This window comes from Acuticoccus kandeliae (assembly GCF_003073115.1).
This window is the reverse complement of the sequence record NZ_QBBV01000002.1, coordinates 338,049-356,038: the sequence shown is the minus strand read 5'-3', so window position 1 is coordinate 356,038 and position 17,990 is coordinate 338,049. Positions and strand designations below refer to the sequence as shown.

General features: G+C 70.5%; 19 protein-coding genes. 5 read left to right on the top strand and 14 right to left on the bottom strand.

Annotated elements, in window-relative coordinates; translation table 11 throughout:
• Window positions 1-114 precede the first annotated feature (114 nt).
• Window positions 115-1,602, top strand: coding sequence for a TRIC cation channel family protein (locus DBV35_RS14295; protein ID WP_157961747.1), 1,488 nt, complete (start codon window positions 115-117; stop codon window positions 1,600-1,602).
• Window positions 1,603-1,632: 30 nt separating this feature from the next.
• Here DBV35_RS14295 and DBV35_RS14290 read toward each other — a convergent pair whose 3' ends face one another.
• Both DBV35_RS14290 and DBV35_RS14285 read right to left on the bottom strand, forming a co-directional pair.
• Window positions 1,633-2,016, bottom strand: coding sequence for a nuclear transport factor 2 family protein (locus DBV35_RS14290; protein ID WP_108660995.1), 384 nt, complete (start codon window positions 2,014-2,016; stop codon window positions 1,633-1,635).
• Between the two features lie 23 nt (window positions 2,017-2,039).
• Window positions 2,040-2,714, bottom strand: coding sequence for a L,D-transpeptidase (locus DBV35_RS14285; protein WP_108660994.1), 675 nt, complete (start codon window positions 2,712-2,714; stop codon window positions 2,040-2,042).
• Window positions 2,715-2,810: 96 nt separating this feature from the next.
• Here DBV35_RS14285 and DBV35_RS14280 point away from each other — a divergent pair, with 96 nt between their 5' ends.
• The gene (locus tag DBV35_RS14280; RefSeq protein WP_108660993.1) at window positions 2,811-3,731 is read left to right on the top strand and encodes a LysR family transcriptional regulator; all 921 of its coding nucleotides are present in this window, start codon (window positions 2,811-2,813) and stop codon (window positions 3,729-3,731) included.
• A gap of 58 nt (window positions 3,732-3,789) precedes the next feature.
• On the opposite strand, the gene DBV35_RS14275 is transcribed toward DBV35_RS14280, so the two are convergent.
• The 4 genes from DBV35_RS14275 to DBV35_RS14260 form a co-directional block, all read right to left on the bottom strand.
• Complete coding sequence (locus tag DBV35_RS14275; protein WP_108660992.1) at window positions 3,790-4,569, bottom strand: carboxymuconolactone decarboxylase family protein; 780 nt, start codon at window positions 4,567-4,569, stop codon at window positions 3,790-3,792.
• 79 nt (window positions 4,570-4,648) lie between these two features.
• The gene (locus tag DBV35_RS14270) at window positions 4,649-5,635 is read right to left on the bottom strand and encodes an aldo/keto reductase (protein WP_108660991.1); all 987 of its coding nucleotides are present in this window, start codon (window positions 5,633-5,635) and stop codon (window positions 4,649-4,651) included.
• A gap of 49 nt (window positions 5,636-5,684) precedes the next feature.
• The gene (locus DBV35_RS14265; protein WP_211099985.1) at window positions 5,685-7,100 is read right to left on the bottom strand and encodes an MFS transporter; all 1,416 of its coding nucleotides are present in this window, start codon (window positions 7,098-7,100) and stop codon (window positions 5,685-5,687) included.
• Window positions 7,101-7,109: 9 nt separating this feature from the next.
• Window positions 7,110-7,505 carry a (R)-mandelonitrile lyase gene (locus DBV35_RS14260; RefSeq protein ID WP_108660990.1) on the bottom strand — a complete coding sequence of 132 codons (396 nt, stop codon included), beginning with the start codon at window positions 7,503-7,505 and terminating at the stop codon, window positions 7,110-7,112.
• Between the two features lie 113 nt (window positions 7,506-7,618).
• Between DBV35_RS14260 and DBV35_RS14255 the strand changes: the two genes are divergently transcribed.
• Complete coding sequence (locus tag DBV35_RS14255) at window positions 7,619-8,515, top strand: LysR family transcriptional regulator (RefSeq protein ID WP_108660989.1); 897 nt, start codon at window positions 7,619-7,621, stop codon at window positions 8,513-8,515.
• A gap of 27 nt (window positions 8,516-8,542) precedes the next feature.
• On the opposite strand, the gene DBV35_RS14250 is transcribed toward DBV35_RS14255, so the two are convergent.
• Both DBV35_RS14250 and DBV35_RS14245 read right to left on the bottom strand, forming a co-directional pair.
• A complete protein-coding gene (locus DBV35_RS14250; protein WP_205648683.1) occupies window positions 8,543-8,947 on the bottom strand; it encodes a hypothetical protein in 405 nt (134 codons plus the stop codon).
• A gap of 39 nt (window positions 8,948-8,986) precedes the next feature.
• The gene (locus DBV35_RS14245; RefSeq protein ID WP_108660988.1) at window positions 8,987-9,871 is read right to left on the bottom strand and encodes an FAD:protein FMN transferase; all 885 of its coding nucleotides are present in this window, start codon (window positions 9,869-9,871) and stop codon (window positions 8,987-8,989) included.
• 306 nt (window positions 9,872-10,177) lie between these two features.
• Here DBV35_RS14245 and DBV35_RS14240 point away from each other — a divergent pair, with 306 nt between their 5' ends.
• The gene (locus DBV35_RS14240) at window positions 10,178-10,510 is read left to right on the top strand and encodes a low molecular weight protein tyrosine phosphatase family protein (protein WP_108660987.1); all 333 of its coding nucleotides are present in this window, start codon (window positions 10,178-10,180) and stop codon (window positions 10,508-10,510) included.
• 7 nt (window positions 10,511-10,517) lie between these two features.
• Here DBV35_RS14240 and DBV35_RS14235 read toward each other — a convergent pair whose 3' ends face one another.
• The 6 genes from DBV35_RS14235 to DBV35_RS14210 form a co-directional block, all read right to left on the bottom strand.
• Complete coding sequence (locus DBV35_RS14235; protein WP_157961746.1) at window positions 10,518-11,234, bottom strand: GntR family transcriptional regulator; 717 nt, start codon at window positions 11,232-11,234, stop codon at window positions 10,518-10,520.
• A 97-nt stretch (window positions 11,235-11,331) separates the two neighbouring features.
• The gene (locus DBV35_RS14230; RefSeq protein WP_108660985.1) at window positions 11,332-12,714 is read right to left on the bottom strand and encodes a four-carbon acid sugar kinase family protein; all 1,383 of its coding nucleotides are present in this window, start codon (window positions 12,712-12,714) and stop codon (window positions 11,332-11,334) included.
• Window positions 12,711-13,955: a ribulose-bisphosphate carboxylase large subunit family protein gene (locus DBV35_RS14225; protein WP_108660984.1), complete on the bottom strand. Its 1,245-nt coding sequence runs from the start codon at window positions 13,953-13,955 to the stop codon at window positions 12,711-12,713. Before DBV35_RS14225 ends, DBV35_RS14230 begins: the two co-directional genes overlap by 4 nt.
• Before the next feature lie 18 nt (window positions 13,956-13,973).
• A complete protein-coding gene (locus tag DBV35_RS14220) occupies window positions 13,974-15,260 on the bottom strand; it encodes a TRAP transporter large permease (protein WP_108660983.1) in 1,287 nt (428 codons plus the stop codon).
• 29 nt (window positions 15,261-15,289) lie between these two features.
• Window positions 15,290-15,796 carry a TRAP transporter small permease gene (locus tag DBV35_RS14215; protein ID WP_108660982.1) on the bottom strand — a complete coding sequence of 169 codons (507 nt, stop codon included), beginning with the start codon at window positions 15,794-15,796 and terminating at the stop codon, window positions 15,290-15,292.
• Window positions 15,797-15,871: 75 nt separating this feature from the next.
• The gene (locus tag DBV35_RS14210; RefSeq protein WP_157961745.1) at window positions 15,872-16,852 is read right to left on the bottom strand and encodes a TRAP transporter substrate-binding protein; all 981 of its coding nucleotides are present in this window, start codon (window positions 16,850-16,852) and stop codon (window positions 15,872-15,874) included.
• Between the two features lie 145 nt (window positions 16,853-16,997).
• Here DBV35_RS14210 and DBV35_RS14205 point away from each other — a divergent pair, with 145 nt between their 5' ends.
• Window positions 16,998-17,792: an SDR family NAD(P)-dependent oxidoreductase gene (locus DBV35_RS14205; protein ID WP_205648682.1), complete on the top strand. Its 795-nt coding sequence runs from the start codon at window positions 16,998-17,000 to the stop codon at window positions 17,790-17,792.
• Window positions 17,793-17,990: the final 198 nt, after the last annotated feature.

Here is a 17,990-nt window from a genome sequence, read left to right as displayed (position 1 = left end):
CGTCATTGTCGCAATGCGCGCCTTGTCCGTTCCGAATCGGAAAGCGGGAGATGTCGCTGCGGCGATCGCTCCGGACGCGGGTTCGGGCCCGACCGCGATGGAAAGGGGCGCGGCGTGCTACGATTTCGGGTCTTTGGGGTTGCGGGGCTCCTGGTGCTCGCCCTCGCGATGCTCGCGAGCGGTGCGGCCCGTGCGCAGAGCGACGATGTCTCGATGCTGCGCGCGGCGTGGGTCCCGACGGGGACCGGCCTCGTCAGCGCCACGCCGAGCCGCAGGGCCGTCGAGACGCCGCTCGACCTGCGCCTCGTCTCCGCGATAGCCGCCGAGGCCGGGATCCCGATCGTCATCACGCCGATGAGCCGGGCGGCGGCCGAGGCCGCCCTCGCGCGCGGCGATGTCGAACTTCTCTTCCCCGCCGCCGCGCCGTCCGAGCCGGGCGCGGCGCCCTACCGGGAGGAGCGGCACGTCCTCCTGTGCGCCCGCAGCCTTCCCGCGCTCGAGGCGACCGGTGCCGAGGCGATCGAGGCGGCCTACGCCAACGGATGGCGGATCATGGTCTTGCGCGACGCGCCCTATGCCCCCGCCATCGCGCAGGCCATCGACGCACGGCCGGAGCAGCGGCGCGTGGTCGGCAGCGCCGGCGAGGGCTTTGGCGCGATGATGGAAGGCGAGGCGGAGTGCATCGCCGCGCCGCGCCTCTCCCTTCTCGCCGGCCTCGCCGCGACGCCGCGGGCCGAGCGCGCCGTCGCGCAGATCGCGCGCGATCTCGGCGCGACCTCGCTCTATCTCGACCACGCGGCGACGCTCGATCCGGCGACCGTCGCCGCGCTCGACGCCGCCAACACCGCGATGCGCGCGGATGGCCGCGCCGAGGCGCAGGAGATGAAGACGAGCCGGCCGATCCTCCTGCGCTTCGCCGTCGCCGCGCCCTGGTTCGGCTGGCTCGACATCATCGGCACGGTCGCGTTCGCGCTCTCCGGCGTCATGATCGCGCGGGCGGAGCGCTTCTCGCTGCTCGGCGCGTTCGTCCTCGCCGGGCTCCCGGCGGTGGGCGGCGGCGTGATCCGCGATCTTCTCATCGACCGCGACCCGATCGGCATCCTCGGTGATCCCCTGCCGCTGACGCTCGTCATCGCGACGGTCGCCGCGTCCTATGTGGCGATGGCCCTCGCTGGGCGCCTCGCGGGGACGGTGCGCTCGCTCGAGGCGCGGCTGCCGCGCGCGCTGTCGCCGCTCGCGGTGCTGGAGGTCACGGACGCGCTGGGGCTCGCGGCCTTCACGGTGATCGGCGTGTCGATCGCGGTGCGCTACGACGCGGAGCCCTTGTGGCTTTGGGGGCCGGTCCTCGCGGGGCTGACGGGCGCGGGCGGCGGCATCCTGCGGGACCTCCTGCGGACGGGCTACGAGAACCCGGCCCTGCGCACCTCCTTCTATGCCGAGGTGTGCGTGATCTGGGGAACGGCGCTCACCTTCGCGATCCTCTACCTCCTGCCGAGCGACCACCCGATGTTCATCCGGCTCGCGATCGGCTTCACCGTCCTCGGCGCGTTCGTGACGCGGATGCTCGTGGTGATCACCGGCCTGCGAAGCCCCCGCTTCTGACCCCGGCGCCTCGCGCAGCGGGGCCGCCGGTCAGAACATCCCGTTGGGATTGGCCGAATGGTCGGGGACGACCTGCAAGACGTCCCAATGCTCGACGATCTTGCCGTTCCCGTCGAGGCGGAAGATGTCGATGCCGGCATAGTCGTCGCTGCCCGGCCAGTGCTGGAAGCAGTGAAGGACGACGAGATCGCCCTCGGCGATCGCGCGCTTCACCTCCACGCGCTTGCCCGGCCACTCGCGCGCCATCCGCTCGAAATAGGCGACGAAGCCGTCCTTGCCGGTCGCGACGTGCGGGTTGTGCTGGATGTAGTCGTCGCCGGCATAGAGGGCGATGGCCTCGCGCGGCCGGCAGTCGTTGAACATCATCTCGTAGAAGGCGATCACGTTCGCCTTGTTCTGCGCGAGGTCGGTCATGGTGCCCTCTCCGAGCGGGAACCTCAGATCATCGTCGGGTTCGCGTGCGGCAGCACCACCACGCGCGTCCCGGCCGGGATGCGGTTGTAGAGGTCGATGATGTCCTGATTGAAGAAGCGCACGCACCCGGACGAGACCATCGTCCCGATCGATTTCGGCTCGGTGGTGCCGTGGAGGCGATAGAGCGTGTCGACCCCGTCGCGATAGAGGTAGAGGGCGCGCGGGCCGAGCGGGTTGGTCGGACCGCCGGGGAGGCCCTCTGCGAACGGGCCGTAGCGCTCCGGCTCGCGGGCGATCATGGCCGGCGTCGGCGTCCACTTGGGCCACTCGGCCTTGCGGGCGATCGTCGCCTCACCCTGGAAGTCGAACGCCTGCTCCTTGCCGACGCCGATGCCGTAGCGCATCGCGCGTCCGTTGCCGAGGACGAGGAAGGCATGGCGCGCGCCGAGGTCGACGACGATGGTGCCCGGCGGCTCCATCGTCGGATCGTTCACCTCCTGCCGGAGGAACTGCGGATCGACGCGGCGGATGTCGATCGCGGGGATCGGGTAGGGCTCGGTGTCGATCGCGGCGTACATCGCGGCATAGTGGCGGTTCAGCCGAATGGCCTCCGTCGCGGCAATATCTTCCTCGCGCGTCACGCAGGCCGCCAAAGCGAACGGGGTGGTGAGCACGAAGGCCCGTCGACTGATCGTCATTCTCTATACGCTCCACATGTGCCACAGCACGTAACGGCGCGACAGTGCAAAGTCCATCAGCTATGGGTTTATAGAACCCATAACCAGGAGCTCTGCATGGATCTCGCTCTCGCCCTGCGCGCCTTCGTCCGGACGGTGGAACGTGGCTCGATTGGCGCGGCGGCGCGAGACCTCTCGGTGTCGCAGCCTGCTGTGAGCAAGCACATCCGCAACCTGGAGGGGCATGTCGGCGCGCGTCTCCTGGAGCGCTCGGCCCGCCTCGTGCGGCCGACGCCCCTCGGCCAGACGCTCTACGAGGCGAGTCGGCAGGGCCTTGCGACCATCGACGCCGCCTTGGAGGGCGTGCGCCGCGACATGGGGGCGATCGAGGGGCTGCTGCGCGTCCACGCGCCGACCTGCATCGGCGCAGCGCAGCTCCACCCGCTGGTCCTCGCCTTCCAGGAGCGCCATCCGGGGGTGACGGTGGACCTCGCGCTGGAGAATCGAACGGTCGATCTCGTCTACGAGAATTTCGACCTTGCCCTCCGCCTCGGACGGCCCGAAAATCCGGGGCTGATCGTGCGGCCGATCGGCCTCGTGCGCCGCATCCTCGTCGCGACGCCGGCGCTTCTGGCGCGGATCGGGCCGGTGGAGACGCTCGACCGGCTCGGCGAGGCGCCCGTCGTCACCACGATGTCGATGGCCCCGCTCGACACCATGACCCTTTATCGCGACGGCGCGGCGTGCGAGGCGACGGTCCGCCCCGTGCTGCGCACCAACAGCCCGGATGTCCTGGTGCGGACCCTCCTCGAGGGGCGCGCGCTCGGCCCGGTGCAGTGCCTCCTCGTCCCCGACGCGCTGCGCGAGGGCCGCCTCGTGCGCATTCTGCCGGACTATGAGCTGCGCGCCTCCGACGCCTTCTTCGCCTATCCGTCGGTCCGCTTCATGCGCCCGGTGGTGCGCGCCTTCACCGAGTTCGCGATCGCGCACCTGCGCCGGATCGACGGCATCGAACCCGCCGACGCGGCGCAACTCTAGGGACCGCGCGTCGCCCGGTGGGAAGGTGGCGCGCTTTGTTGGGTCCGCGATGCGCGGATCAGGTCCGGTTGTCGACGATCTCGCGCAGGACCGGCACGGCGGAGAAGGCCTTCGGCCAACCCACATAATAGGCGAGGTGGTTCAGCGCGGCGCCGGCCTCCTCCGGGGTGAGCCCGGCGTCGAGGGCGCGGCCGAGATGGTAGGGCAGCTGGTCCGCCTGGCCCATCGCGATGAGGGCCGCCACCGTCACGAAGCTCCGGTCGCGCGGGGAGAGCTGCGGCCGGCGCCATAGATCGCCGAAGAGGACCCGGTTGGTGTGCTCGGCGAGGCCGGGCGCGTGGGGGCCGACGGAGGTGTCGACGCTCGCGGCGCGGGCCGCCTCGGCCGCGGGTTCCAGCGCGATGGGCTCGCCCGCGTTCGCCTCCTCCGGCGTGAGGGGCGCGATCCCCTCCGCGGCGAACACCTCGTCCACCACCTGCGCGGCCAGCACCGCGTTCGGCCAGCCGGAATAGAAGGCGAGGTGGGTGAGGATCTCGCCGATCTCCACCGGCGTCAGCCCGTTCGCGAGGCCGCGGCGCGCGTGGCCGCGCACCTGCGGCGCCTTGCCGGAGGCGACGAGGGCCGAGATCACGATGAGCGAGCGGTCGCGCGGGGCGAGCCCTTCGCCCGGCCACACCTCGCCGAACAGGACCTCGTCCGTGTACTGGGCGAGGGCCGGGGCGACGCGCTGCATCGCTTCGGGCGCCACGCTGCGCGCCGTCTCCTGCGCGGCCGCGCCGGCGGCGAGGCCGGATGCGAGCAGGGTCCCGGTGAAGGTCTTCATCATCGTCTTCGTCATCGTGATGTCTCCGCATGAAGGGGGACCGGTGCCCCGGATGGGGCGCCGGATCGGGGCGATGGCGGACGGGGCGGTCGGCTCAGCGGCCGACCGTCGCCATGAGGTGCTCGGGATAGCGCTCGCCCTCGATGGCGATGGCGCGGGCGGCGCGCTCGATCCCGGCAAGGTCGTCCTCGGTGAGGGCCACGTCGGCGGCGCCGAGATTCTCCTCAAGCCGGTGGAGCTTGGTCGTGCCGGGGATCGGCACGATGAAGGGGCGCCTCGCGAGGAGCCATGCGAGCGCGATCTGCGCCGGGGTCGCGCCTTTCTCTGCGCCGATCGACCTCAGGAGATCGACGAGCGCCTGGTTCGCTGCCATCGCCTCGGGCGTGAAGCGGGGCAGGGAGGCGCGGAAGTCGCCCTTGGGGATCGCCGTGTCCTTGCCCATCGCGCCGGTGAGGAAGCCCTTGCCCAGCGGGGAGTAGGGCACGAGGCCGATGCCGAGCTCGTCGCAGGCCTCGAGGATGCCGTTGGTCTCCACCCCGCGCGTCCAGAGCGAATATTCGTTCTGCAGCGCGGTGATCGGCTGGACCGCGTGGGCGCGTCGCGCGGTGGCGGCGCCGGGCTCGGAGAGGCCGAAATGCTTCACCTTGCCGGCCGCGATAAGGTCCTTCACCGCCCCGGCGACGTCCTCGATGGGGACGTTCGGGTCGACGCGGTGCTGGTAGAAGAGGTCGATCCGGTCGGTGCGGAGCCGCTTCAGCGAGGCGTCGGCCACCGCCTTGATCTGCTCGGGCCGGCTGTTCATGCCGACGCTCTTTCCGTCAACGATGTCGAAGCCGAACTTGGTGGCGATCACCACGTCGTCGCGGAACGGTTCGAGCGCCTCGCCGACGACCTCCTCGTTGACGTAGGGGCCGTAGATTTCGGCGGTGTCGAAGAAGGTGACGCCGCGCTCGACGGCGGCGCGGATGAGGGCGACGCCGTCGTCCTTGGAGACGGTGTTGGCGTAGCCGAAGGAGAGGCCCATGCAGCCATAGCCGATGGCCGACACGGTGAGACCTTGTCCAAGCGTGCGGGTTTTCATGCGATATCAGTCCTTGATGTGATGGTGCGCCGGGGGCGCGATGTCGCCGTCATCTGGCCGCGCGCCGCATCTCGGCGGGGCGGATGAAGGCGAGGGTGAGTACGAGGCCGACCGCCATCAGGAGCGCCTCGCCGAAGGTCGCGGCGCCGAGGCTCGCGATGAGGCTCCCGCCCTCGCGGTCGGCGAAGGCGGCGAAGACGGTGACGAGCACCGCAAGCCCGAGCGATCCGCCGAGCTGGTGCGCGACGTTGACGAGGCCGGAGGCGGCGCCCTGGTCTTCGTTGTCGACCCCGGCGACACCCGCGACCGTCAGCGGGCCAAGCGCGGCGCCGTTGCCGAGGCCGATGAGGAGCATCGGCGCGCCGAGATCGGCCCAGTAGGTGGCGTCCGCGCCGGCGAACGAGAGCCAGACGAGCCCGGCCGAGAGGAGCGCGAGCGCGAGGGTCAGGAGCCCGGCATTGCCGAGGCTGCGCGTGAGGCGCGGCACGGCGAGGGCGGCGAGGAAGGTCGCCACCGTCATCGGCAGGAAGCCGAGGCCGGCCTCGATCGGGGTATAGTGGAGGACCGACTGCATCAGCTGTGCGGTGAAGAAGAAAAAGCTCACCATCGCGCCGATGAAGCAGCCCCGCGCGACGAGCGCCGCCGACCGGCTGGCGCTCCCGAAGAGGCGCAGCGGCAGGATCGGCTCCGCCGCGCGCCGCTCGATCGCGATGAACGCCGCGAGGAGAACGAGCGCGGCGAGGGCCGGGACGCACGTCGTCCAGTCGCCCCAGCCATGGTCCGCCGAGCGGACGATCGCGAAGACGAGGAGGAGCATTCCGGCCGTCGACGTCAGCGCGCCGGGAATGTCGACATGGCCGCTCCGCCGCGGTGTCTCCGCGAGCACCTGACGCGCGGCGAACCACAGGGCGATGCCGAGCGGCACGTTGACGAGGAAGCCGACCCGCCAGGACAGCGCCCCCGCGAAGACCCCGCCGAGCACCATGCCGAGGCTGGACCCGGCGCCCGCGACCATCGCGTAGATGGCGAGCGCGCGGGAGCGGGGCGCGCCTTCCGGGAAGGAGATCGAGATCAGCGACAGGACGGCCGGCGCGAGGATCGCCGCGCCGAGGCCCTGCAGCCCGCGCGCCCCTATGAGTGCGGCCGGCGTCTCGGCGATGCCGATGACGAGCGAGGCGAAGGTGAAGACCGCGACCCCGATCATCAGCATGCGCTTGCGGCCGATAATGTCGCCGGCGCGCGCGCCGAGGAGGAGGAATCCGCCGAAGCAGAGGAGATAGGCGTTCTGCACCCAGCTCAGCCCGACCGGGTCGAGCGACATGCTCTCGGCGATCTGCGGCAGGCCGGTGTAGACGATGGAAAGGTCGAGGACGATCATCAGATAGCCCGTCAGCACCACCGCGAGGACCGCGTTGGGGTGCGGCTCGGCGGGCGCGTCGGACATCGTTGCGGCGGCGATGGTCATGATGTCGGGTCAGGCCTCGTAGTCGGCGTCGGACACGTGCTCCATCCAGTCGGTGGAGCGGCCGTCGACCTTCTCGGCGATGGCGACATGGCTCATCGCCTTGCCGGCGCTGGCGCCGTGCCAATGCTTCTCGCCGGGCGCGAACCACACGGTGTCGCCGGCGACGACGCGCGCCTTCTCACCGCCGTCGCGCTGCACCCAGCCGAGGCCGGACAGGATGAAGAGAAGCTGACCGGCCGGATGGCTGTGCCAGGCGGTGCGCGCGCCGGGCTCGAAGGTCACGATGGCGGCGCCGGCGCGGGCCGGATCGGGGGCGGAGAAGAGGCCGTCGACGCGGACCCGGCCGGTGAAGGTCTCGGCGGGGCCGGCAGCGGACGGCTGGTCCGCGTTTTTGATGATGTTCATGGGGGAACTCCACGTTTCGCCGGCGAGGCCGACGACATGTCGCGGAGTTAGTCCCTGTGGGTTGTGCGGATTAGGCACTAAATGATGCTTGGGTCTATGCGTGAGGGCGATAAATGGATCGGGAACAGCTCGGCGATCTCGTCGCGCTCCTGGCGGTGATCGAGGAGGCGAGCTTCACGCGCGCGGCGGCGCGGCTCGGCACGTCCCAGTCCTCGGTCAGCCACACGGTGCGGCGCCTGGAAAAGCGGCTCGGCGTGCGCCTCCTCACCCGGACGACGCGCAGCGTCTCGGCGACCGAGGCGGGGACGCGCCTCGCGGCGACGGTCGGCCCCGCCTTCGCCCAGATCGCGGCGGAGTTCGACGGGCTCGACGCCTTCCGCCAGCGGCCGGCCGGCACCATCCGCATCACCGCGTCGAAATATTCGGCCGAGACGATCGTCCTGCCGGTGGCGCTGCGGCTGATGGCCGAGCACCCGGACATCAACATCGAGATCTCCGTCGATCAGCGCTTCGTCGACCTCGCGGCGGAGCGGTTCGACGCGGGCGTGCGGCTCGGCGAGCAGGTGGAGAAGGACATGATCGCGCTGCGCATCGGTCCCGACCTCACCATGATGGCGGCGGTCTCGCCGGACTATCTGGCGCGGCGCGGGGCGCCGGAGACGCCGCACGATCTCACCGGGCACAACTGCATCAATCTGCGCCTGCCGACCTTCGGCGGGCTCTATGCCTGGGAGTTCGAGAAGGACGGCCGGGCGCTTCAGGTGCGCGTCGATGGCCAGCTCATTTCCAACGACCCCGACCTGATGATCAAGGCCGCGATCGAGGGGGCGGGTATCATTTGCCTGCCCGACGACCATCTCGCCGCGCACGTGCGGGCGGGGCGGCTTGTGCCGATCCTCGCCCCCTGGTGCCCGCCCTTTCCGGGCTACCACCTCTATTATCCGAGCCGGCACCAGAAGTCGGCCGCCTTCGAGCTGCTCCTCGACGCCCTGCGCTACCGCCCGGCCTGACGCACCGAAACGCGGCCTCCGCACCGCTCAGCCGCGCGGGGCGGCGGCGTCGCGCCGGGCCTGCTCGCGGATCTGGCGGATGGCGTCGTTGAAGCCTTTCGGCGTGCCGCTCGAACCGGCGAGCTTGTCGATCTTCACCGCGTCGATCGGCTTGCCGACGACGACGCGCGGCACCGCCCGCGCAAAGGCGCGCTGCAGCGCCAGCGAGCGCGGCACATAGGCGTGCGGCTCGACATCGACCGCGCGCACGATCCCGCCCTGCAGCGTGACGTTGACGGTGATGTGGGAGGGCTGGTTGCCGTATTCGCCGGTCGCCGAGTAGACGCCGTCGGCATAGCGGCGGTCTCCGACGGTGGCGGGGCCCGCCGCCGCGCTGGCGGTCGACAAGGCGGCGATGAGGGCCGCGGCGGGAACGGTGATCCGTCGTGTCATGCTGTCATCCCTCGGATGCGACGCGGCCGGTGGGACGCGTCAGAAGTAGATCTCGCCCGGAAAGCCGGGGGAGTGTTCGGCGCTCCCGTCGTCGAAGAGGCGCACGAATTCGAAGCGGAAGCGTTCGGTGAGGCGATCGGGTGCGGCGAGGAAGAGCGCGGTCGCGACACCGTCGGCCACCGCCGCGCTGTCGGCGACGACCCAGCTTGCCGCGACCCCGCGCGCGGGCGCGCCGCTTCGCCCGTCGAGAATGTGGTGGAGGCCGGGTCCCCAGGCGCGCCGGTTGGGCGCCGACGCGCACAGCGCGGCGTTCGCGAGGCTTGCGACCCCGATCACGCGGCCGGCATCGCGCGGGTCTTCCAGGCCGACGCGGATGGCGCGGCCGCCGGCATGGCGCATGTCGCCGCCCGCATCGACGAGGATCTCGGAGCGCCCGGAAGCCGCGAGCGCCTCGGTGACACGGTCGACGAGCGCGCCCTTGCCGGCGGCGCCGAAATCGAGCGTCAGCGGACGCCGCGTCGTCACCCGCGCGCCCTCACGCGTGACGTCGACGGGCCAGGACGGCCGCGCCTCCCCGACCGGGGCGGGCTTTGCGGCGAAGCCGTAGGCCCGGTCGTAGCCGAGGCGTTCGAGCGTCGCGCCGATCAGCGGGTCGAGCCGTCCGCCGGTGGCGGCGTGGAGCGCGTCGTAGAGGGCGAAGAGCCCCGCCGCCTCGGCCGGAAAGTCGAACCGGCCGCCGTCCGGCGCCGCCGCGAGCTTGGCAACCAGAGAGTCGGCGCGGAAACGCGAGAAGGTGGCCTCGAACCGCTCGATATCGGCGCGGATCGTCCGGGCGAGGGGCGCGTCGATGGCGGGCGTGGCCCGGATCTTCCACTGCGTGCCGGTCGCCTCGAAACGGAGCGCCGTCTCCGCGATGGCTAGCATGCGGGTGTGGCCTTGGACCCGGCGGTGGGGGCGTGCGGGCAGACGGGCTCCATCCGGGTGACGCGGGTGCCGTCGCGCGCCTCGGTGGGGGCGGGGCGGTTGTCGTACGGCATGGAAGCGCACTCCTTGTCCAACGCGTCGGCCCCGCGCGCCGGCGGCCGGGAGAGGCGCGGCGGGCGGGGGGCAGGCGTGGAGCTAGGGTGCCGGGGCGGCGGGATTGATCGCCGGGTGTCGATAGGGCCTATTCGCGGGGCTGATGAATGCGGCGCGGCCTCGCCGGTCGCCCTCGGACCGGAGGCCGTCGCGATGCCGAACATCCTCTTCGTCTGCGGCAAGGCGCGGAAGCGGAGCCCGACCGCCGCCGACGTCGCCGCGCGGGAATTCGGGGTTCAGACCGACTTCGCCGGCCTCAGCAACGATGCCGACGAGCGCCTCGGCCTCGACCAGATCGAATGGGCCGACCTCATCCTGGTGATGGAGAAGCGGCAGGTCGCGCGCCTCAATCGGCAGTTCGGCGGGCACCTCAAGGGAAAGAAGGTTAGCTGCCTCAATATCCCCGACAACTACGAGTTCATGCAGCCCGAGCTCGTGGCGCTGATCGCCGAAAAGCTGTCCCGCGTGCTGACGCGCGACGGGTAGGCGCGGGTCAGCGGTCCTCTGGCGCGGTGTGGGTGACCTCGATGCGGCCCCACGGGTCGAGCGTCTGGTCGCGGCCCCAGGAGAGGTGCGTCCACATCGCCATCTCCGCGTCGCGCGGGCGGCCGTTGCAGACCGCCTCCACCACCGCGTGATGCTGGTCGACGTTCCGCTTCAGCCGCTCGGGGTGGGTGCGGTGGATACGGCGCGACAGGCGGAACATCTTGTCTCGCATCTGGCCGAGCGCCCGGATCATCTCGCGATTGCCGTGCATGTCGGCGAGCGTCTCGTGCAGCTCCAGGTCGAACTTGTGGTAGGCGATGGTGTCCCGCTCGACCACCGCCTTGCGCTGGTCCGCGATCAGCGCCTCCAGCACGTCGCACTGGCTGGGGTTGAGACGTCCCGCGATCTCGCGCGAGATGTAGGGCTCGATCACGAGGCGCATCTCGAAGAACTCGATGATCTCGTTGTGCGAGATCTGCGGCAGGCGGATGCCCGCCTTCGGGATGGTCTCGACGATGCGCTCGGCGCGCATCCGCTCCAGCGCCGCCCGCACCGAGGCGAGCCCCATCTCCAGCTTGGCCGCGAGGAAGCGCTCCGAGAAGATGGACTGGTTGTCCTCCTCCTCGAACAGGAAGCGCTTGATCGTGAGGTACGCCTGCTCCTTCTGGAGGAGCATCGACCCGCCCGTCTCGCGTTTCTGGGGTATTTTCAGCGGCTCGCTCAAGGTGCCCCCTTCAGGGTCCTGGTCGACGGTTCGGGTGGTGAAATCGCGCCGGTCACCGTGTTCTACGGGATCGGCCCGGCGTCAAGTTCCGCGCCGCCTATGAACCGGCGGCCGACAGGGCCGCGGCCGGAGCCGCCGCCCCGCCGAGCGCTTTGACGAACACGTCGGCGCTGCCCATCTGCCCGCCCTTCAGCGCGACCTGGAGCCCGTCATAGGCCTCCGAGGCGGAGTGGCAGCGGCAGAGCGGTGCGCCGCGCACGAGCGGGTGAGCGACCTCCAGCGCGTCGATCGGCAGGCTCTCCACGATGCGGCCCGACGTGTCGCCACCGGCGACGACGAGCCGTTCGAGCCCGAAGCGGGGCACCGCCTCGCGGGCGAGCGCGCCGAGGAAGCGCCCGAGCGCGTCCTGCGCCTCGGCGAAGGGGAGGCCCGTCTCGGCGCACATCGCCTGGAGGGCGGCGTAGGCGGGGTCGTCGACGCTGCGTGCGGCGTAGACGATCACGCCGCGCGCGGTCTGGAACGCCGCCGCCACCGCCTCGCCGATGCGGGCGCGCTCGGCCTCAGCGCGCGCCGGTGTCGCCGCGGCGCGGACATCGAGACGGATCGCGGCGAAGCCCGCATCCTCGGCGTGGGCGATCTGGTCGGCCGTGATCGGGGAGCAGCTTCCGGAGAGCACGAGGAGCCGCGCGACGGGCGCGGCCTCGGGCAGCACGGGCGGGGTCGCCGGCAGCCGCCCCGTCTGCCGCCAGTGCGCGACGAGGGCATATTGCAGGCCGGAGGAGGAGGCGGAGAAGAGGCGCGCGTCCGGCGCCTCCCACACGATCTCGCCGGCGCGCGCCTGCGAGGCCGGGTCGAGCACGTCGAGGAACACCACCGGGGCGGGGCCCTCGATGCGGGCGGGGTCGAACCCGTCGAGCGCGACGAAATCGACGCCGTCGATCGGCCGGTCGGTCTGCCCGGCGAGGTGACGGCGAAGGTCCCCCTCGTTCATGGGCGTCACCGGGTGGCGCGACATCGTGGGGTGCCGGTCGATCCGGTAATTCTTCGGCCCGGCGGCGGCGAAGAGGTTACCGAACGCCTGCCAGCGGCCAAGCTGCGGCGCGCCGACGATCGAGGGCGACCACGCCCCGCCGACCACGCCGACGCCGAGATCGATCGCGCGGCCGATCGAGCCGGTGGTGGGGGAGGAATCGAAGGTCGAGCAGACCTTGTACTGCACGAGGCGCGGATCGAGCCGCACCAGCGCCTCGAACGCTGCCGGGAGGTGGGCGTCCATCCATTCCGGGCTCTGCGCGCGGGAGGTCCCGGCGATGCCGTAGACATCGTAGCCGGAGAAACGCGCGAGGGTGGCGGCGTCCGGCACGCGGGTGAAGAGCACCGTGCGCAGCCCCGCGAGCGCGGTGACTTCCATCGCGTCGGTCGACCCGGTGAAGTCGTCGCCATAATAGGCGAGGAGAACGCGGCGTCCGGTCTCGCTCATGAGAAGGTCTCGATGGCTTGCTGGAGGACGGGCGAGCCCTTCGCCGCCTCGGCGAGCGGAACGCCCGCGACCGCCGCCTCCCACGCCTCGCGCAGCGAAGCGACCCCCGCCGCGACGCCCGCCGAATGGGCGACCACGCCGCCGCCGGCGCAGTAGATGAGGTCGGTCGATCCGAGCGCGCGGTAGGTCGGCTCGGCCTGGAACACCGTTTGGCCGGACGAGAAGACCGGCATCACGCGATAGGCGTGGTCGGGATGGAGCGGGGTCAGGAGCGCGCGGGCCGAGGCGATCACGCTGTCGTCCGGCTCCCAGAACTTGTTGGCGATGCCGTTGACGTGCATGTGGTCGACACCGGCGAGGCGCCACAGCGTCGCCCACGCGGGATAGGCCCAGCCGCTGTCCGGCGTGCGTCCGAGGATGCCCCAGCCGTTGCGGTGGGCGTGGATCGGGAGCGATGAGACGCGGCGCAGCGCGGTCAGCCCGGTGAGGCCGACCGAGTTGAGGCTCACCATGATCGAGGTGCCGCCGCCGGCCGCCACGATGTCGTGCCGGCGCTTCATCTCGTCGATCTCGCCGGTGATGTTGACGGCGTACATGACCTTTCGGCCAGTGCGGTCGGCATGGCGCTCGATCACCGCCATGACGGCGGCGAAGCGCGCCTCGAACGGGCAGCGCGGGCCGTCGGCCTGCAGCTCGTCGTCCTTGATGAAGTCGATCCCGCCGGCGCACAGCTCGTCGACGAGGTCGGCCGTGCCCTCCGGCGTCAGCCCGACCGAGGGCTTCACGATCGTGCCGATCACCGGCCCGTCCGCGACGCCCGTCAGCCGACGCGTGCCCTCGATGCCGAAGGCGGGGCCCGGGTAGGCCTCGAAGAAGGGGGTCGGAAGCTCGAGCTTGGTGAGCTTCAGCCCCGCCACCTGTTTCAATTCGCTGAGATTGCCGGCCACCGTCGCGACGAGATTGGGGAGCGAAGGCCCGATATTCTCGAGCGGCCAGGTGATCCGCAGCCGCCAGGAGGTGGTGGGCCCCTCGCCCGCGCTTCCGGGCAGGACCGGCGTGCCGGGGTCGGCGATCTCCTCCAGCGCCTCGACGCGCGCGGCGGAGCGCTCCTTCAGCGCCGCGTCCTCGTTCGGCACGGCGATGAAGGTGCCGGAGGACTGCTCGCCCGCGACGGTTTCGGCCGCGCGGCGGGGATCGCCTCGGGTTCGCAGGATATATTCGGCGGCGAAACGCTCGGTCATGCGCGGGTCTCTTCGGATTTATCGCAGAAGCGCTTGCGGGACGACGAGCGAGATCCACGGCACGAAGGCCACGATCAGGGTCGACACCAGAAGCACGATGAAGAACGGCCACGTCGCGCGCAAATACTGGCCGAGCGAGACCTTCGCGATCGCCATGACGATGAACATGTTCATCCCGACCGGCGGCGTGATGAGGCCGAGCATGAGGACGAGCACCATCACCGTGCCGAGATGGACCGGGTCGAAGCCCGCCGCGATGCCGATCGGCACGAGGAGCGGGGCGACGAGGATCAGCGCGGCGTTGCTTTCGAGGAAGCAGCCGACGATCAGGAGGAAGCCGATGATGGCGAGCATCAGGAGCGTCGGCGTCTCGGCGAGGGATGAGAGGCTCTGGGCGAGCGCCTGCGGCACGCCGAGCCAGGTGAGGAGCCAGGAGAGGGCCGCCGCGCCGGCAATGACGAAGAAGATGGCGCCGACCGTGATCGCGCTCTGGAAGAGGACGTGATAGAGCGCCTTCAGCGACAGCTCGCGATACCAGAACATCGCGATAATGATGGCGTAGACGGCGGCGACGGCGGACGCCTCGGTCGGCGTGAAGACGCCGAGGAGGATGCCGCCGACGAGAAGCACTGGCGCGAAGAGCGCCGGCGCCGAGCGGCCGAAGGTGGCGAGCAGGTGCCGGAACGAGGCGCGCTCGGACGTCGGCAGATTGTCCCGCCGGCCGATATAGGCGACGAGCAGGCACATCGCGACCGTCATCAGGATGCCCGGCAGGAGCCCCGCGACGAGGAGTTGCGAGATCGACGTGTTGGTGATCGCGCCGACGATGACGAGCGGGATGCTCGGCGGCACGATCGGCCCGATGGTGGCCGAGGAGGCGGTGACGGCGGCGGCGAAGGCGGGGTCGTAGCCCTGCTTGCGCATCGCCTCGATCTCCACCTGACCGAGGCCGGACGCGTCCGCCACGGCCGAGCCGGACATGCCCGACATCAGGAGGCTCGCGATGATGTTCACCTGCGCGAGGCCGCCGCGCATGTGCCCGACCAGCGCGTTGGCGAAGTCGAAGATGCGGTTGGTGATGCCGCCCGTGTTCATCACCTGGCCGACGAGCACGAAGAAGGGCACGGCCATCAGCGGGAAGCTGTCCATGGCGCCGAACATCTTCTGCGGGATCACCAGCATCGGCATGGTGAGCGCCGGATCGGCGAACATGTAGACCATCGGGATCGCGATCAGGACGAGCCCGACCGGGATGCCGATGATGAGGAGGAGGGCACCGGCGAGAGAGGAAAGCGCGATGGGCATGATGATTTTCTCGGTCGCGGGCGAAGTGTTTAGCCGGCTTCGTGAAGCGTCGTCTCGTGGTCGCCGCCCTGCTGGGATCGGGCGGTCGCGAGCCCCAGGAACTGGCCGAGCAGCATCAGCGCGAAGCCGGCGGGGAGCGAGGCGTAGATCCAGCTCATCGACAGGCCGAGACCGGGAGTCGTCTGCCGGAAGGCCCGGCTCGCGAGGTCATAGGAGTGCCACAGGAGGATGGCGAGGAGCACGGTGACGACGAGCGTGCCGATCACGCGCACCGGCGTTCCGATCCGGGCGGGCAGGGCGTCGGCCGAGAGGAGGGCGAGATGCTGTCCCTTGCGCAGGCACAGCGCCGAGGCGAGCATCGCGAGCCACACCATCGCGTAGCGGGCGAGCTCCTCCGACCAGGAGAGCGGGCTCGAAAATCCGTACCGCATCACGACCTGCCCGAAGATCGACACGAGCATCACGAGGAAGAGCGCCACGCAGACGGCGCCAAGGATGTGCGTGAACAGGCGATCGAGAAATTCGATGACGCGCATGGATGTCCGCTCCGAGCGAAGGCTGCCGATCGCGTGAGACGGGGCGGAGCCACGTGGCCCCGCCCCGGTCGGTGATCAGTATTTCTGGCCGGCTTCGACGATGCGGTTGTAGAGGTCCGAGAAGCCTTCGACGGTCTCGAACTGCTTGTAGACGTCGGCCGTCGCGGCGCGCCAGGCTTCGAGGTCAGGCTGGGTCACCGTCATCTTGGCGGCGGCCTTCTCCATGCCCTTCTCGTTCGACTGCTCGACCAGCTCGTCATTGTAGGCGGCGGCTTCGGCGGCAGCCTCCTTGAACATCGCCTGGTCCTCGGCCGGGATCCGGTCCCACGCGCTCTCGGAGGAGAGGAGGAGCATGAAGCCGTAGAGGTGCTTGGTGTCGGCGAGATAGTCGACCGCCTCGTCGATGCCGGTCGACGTGATGAGGCCGATCGGGTTCTCCTGGCCGTCGATCGTGCCGAGCTGGAGCGCGGGCACCACTTCGGGGAAGGCCATCGGCGTCGGCTGAGCGCCGAGCGCGCGCCACAGCGCGATGCGGGCGGGCATCTCCGGCACGCGGATCTTCATGCCCTTGATGTCGTCGAGATCGTCGACCTCGGCATTGGTGGTGAGGAGGCGCGGCGAGCGCATGAAGGTCGCCACCTTGATGGCGCCGAGATTCTTCTGCAGCCGCTCGGAGATCTCGTCACCGATCGGGCCGTTCATGACGTCGCGTACGTGGTCGTTGTTCTTGAAGAGCAGGTCCCACTCGACGATCATCAGCGCCGGGTCGAAGTTCTGCACGATGCCGCCGAGAATGGCGAAGTCGGTGGTGCCGAACTGCATGCCCTCGGCGATCTCGCGCTCGCCGCCGGCCTGGCCGGAATGCAGCACGTCGATGCGATATTCGCCGTTGCTCTTCTCACCGATCAGCTCGGCGAACTTCATGGCGGCGTCGATCTCGGGCGTGCCGGGCGAGCCCACGGCGCTCAGCTTGAACGACGTCTCAGCGGCGGCGGGACCCGCGAGAATGGCGGCCAGCGCCGCAGCCGCCAGGAGCGAAATTTTGGATGACTTCACCGTCTTCTCCCCATTGACCGAGCGCATCTCTTTTGTGCGCTATTGACATGTCACTGACATTGCAGGCTAACGATTGTCAATGGCCGATGCGGCCCGACGTGAAGATCCAGCCGCTTCAATCGACCGAATGACTGGGGAGAAATGCATGCTGACCGACAAGATCGCGACGGTGACCGGCGCCGGCCGAGGGATGGGTGAGGCGATCGCGCGCAAGCTCGTCGCGAAGGGCGCCGCCGTCGTGGTGTCCGACATCGACGGCGCCGCGGCCGAGAAGGTGGCGGCCGACATCCGCGCCGCCGGTGGCCGGGCGTTCGGGATCCGGATCGACGTGTCGGACGAGGCGGACGCCGCGCGCCTCGCGCAGACCGCTGAGGACGAGTTCGGCGGCCTCGACATCCTCGTCAACAACGCGGGCATCTCCACCACGAAGCTCTTCACCGAGACGACCAAGGCCGACATGGAGCGGATCCTCGGCGTCAATCTGATCGGCGCGTTCCTGTGCGCGCAGGCGGCGGTCCGTAAGATGCTGCCGCGCGGGAGCGGGCGCATCATCAACATCGCCTCCCTGTCGGGTCAGCGCGGCGGCGTCGGCCGGTCGGCCTACGGCTCCTCGAAGGCGGGGCTCGAGCTGCTCACCAAGGTCATGTCGGTCGAGCTCGCGGCGAAGGGGATCCTCGTCAACAACGTCGCGCCGGGCGCGATCGCGACGCAGATGGCGGTGGAGCAGCACGACGAGAAGACGCGCGAGGCCTACCATTATCTCATCCCGCAGCGCCGCTACGGGACGCCGGAGGAAGTCGCGAACATGGTCGCCTTCCTCGCCTCCGACGAGGCCTCACATGTCAGCGGGACGACGGTGAATGTCGACGGCGGCTTCCTCAGCGCCGGCCTGATGTTCCAGCGCGAGGGCACCGACACCCCGCCGCCCCCGCGCGTCTGACGCGCACCTCTTTCGGTCGGCGCGGGCGGCGCGGGGCGCCCTCCGCGCGGCCTCGCCAACCACACGCGCGGCGCGTCTTGATGGGCGCGCCCTGACGCCCCGCCGGCCACGCCGGTGATGGGGCCGGGCCGGCGCCGGGCGGCGGCCGCCCCCACGCAAAGCCTTCAGCACAAATCGAACGGCCCGAAGCGCGTCGGA

Coding starts and splice junctions, on each gene's coding strand:
- DBV35_RS14290 (WP_108660995.1), bottom strand. CDS start 2,016: ATGACCGACCTCGCGCAGAACAAGGCGAACGTGATCGCCTTCTACGAG.
- DBV35_RS14285 (WP_108660994.1), bottom strand. CDS start 2,714: ATGACGATCAGTCGACGGGCCTTCGTGCTCACCACCCCGTTCGCTTTG.
- DBV35_RS14280 (WP_108660993.1), top strand. CDS start 2,811: ATGGATCTCGCTCTCGCCCTGCGCGCCTTCGTCCGGACGGTGGAACGT.
- DBV35_RS14275 (WP_108660992.1), bottom strand. CDS start 4,569: ATGACGAAGACGATGATGAAGACCTTCACCGGGACCCTGCTCGCATCC.
- DBV35_RS14270 (WP_108660991.1), bottom strand. CDS start 5,635: ATGAAAACCCGCACGCTTGGACAAGGTCTCACCGTGTCGGCCATCGGC.
- DBV35_RS14265 (WP_211099985.1), bottom strand. CDS start 7,100: ATGACCATCGCCGCCGCAACGATGTCCGACGCGCCCGCCGAGCCGCAC.
- DBV35_RS14260 (WP_108660990.1), bottom strand. CDS start 7,505: ATGAACATCATCAAAAACGCGGACCAGCCGTCCGCTGCCGGCCCCGCC.
- DBV35_RS14255 (WP_108660989.1), top strand. CDS start 7,619: ATGGATCGGGAACAGCTCGGCGATCTCGTCGCGCTCCTGGCGGTGATC.
- DBV35_RS14250 (WP_205648683.1), bottom strand. CDS start 8,947: ATGACACGACGGATCACCGTTCCCGCCGCGGCCCTCATCGCCGCCTTG.
- DBV35_RS14245 (WP_108660988.1), bottom strand. CDS start 9,871: ATGCTAGCCATCGCGGAGACGGCGCTCCGTTTCGAGGCGACCGGCACG.
- DBV35_RS14240 (WP_108660987.1), top strand. CDS start 10,178: ATGCCGAACATCCTCTTCGTCTGCGGCAAGGCGCGGAAGCGGAGCCCG.
- DBV35_RS14230 (WP_108660985.1), bottom strand. CDS start 12,714: ATGAGCGAGACCGGACGCCGCGTTCTCCTCGCCTATTATGGCGACGAC.
- DBV35_RS14225 (WP_108660984.1), bottom strand. CDS start 13,955: ATGACCGAGCGTTTCGCCGCCGAATATATCCTGCGAACCCGAGGCGAT.
- DBV35_RS14220 (WP_108660983.1), bottom strand. CDS start 15,260: ATGCCCATCGCGCTTTCCTCTCTCGCCGGTGCCCTCCTCCTCATCATC.
- DBV35_RS14215 (WP_108660982.1), bottom strand. CDS start 15,796: ATGCGCGTCATCGAATTTCTCGATCGCCTGTTCACGCACATCCTTGGC.
- DBV35_RS14205 (WP_205648682.1), top strand. CDS start 16,998: ATGCTGACCGACAAGATCGCGACGGTGACCGGCGCCGGCCGAGGGATG.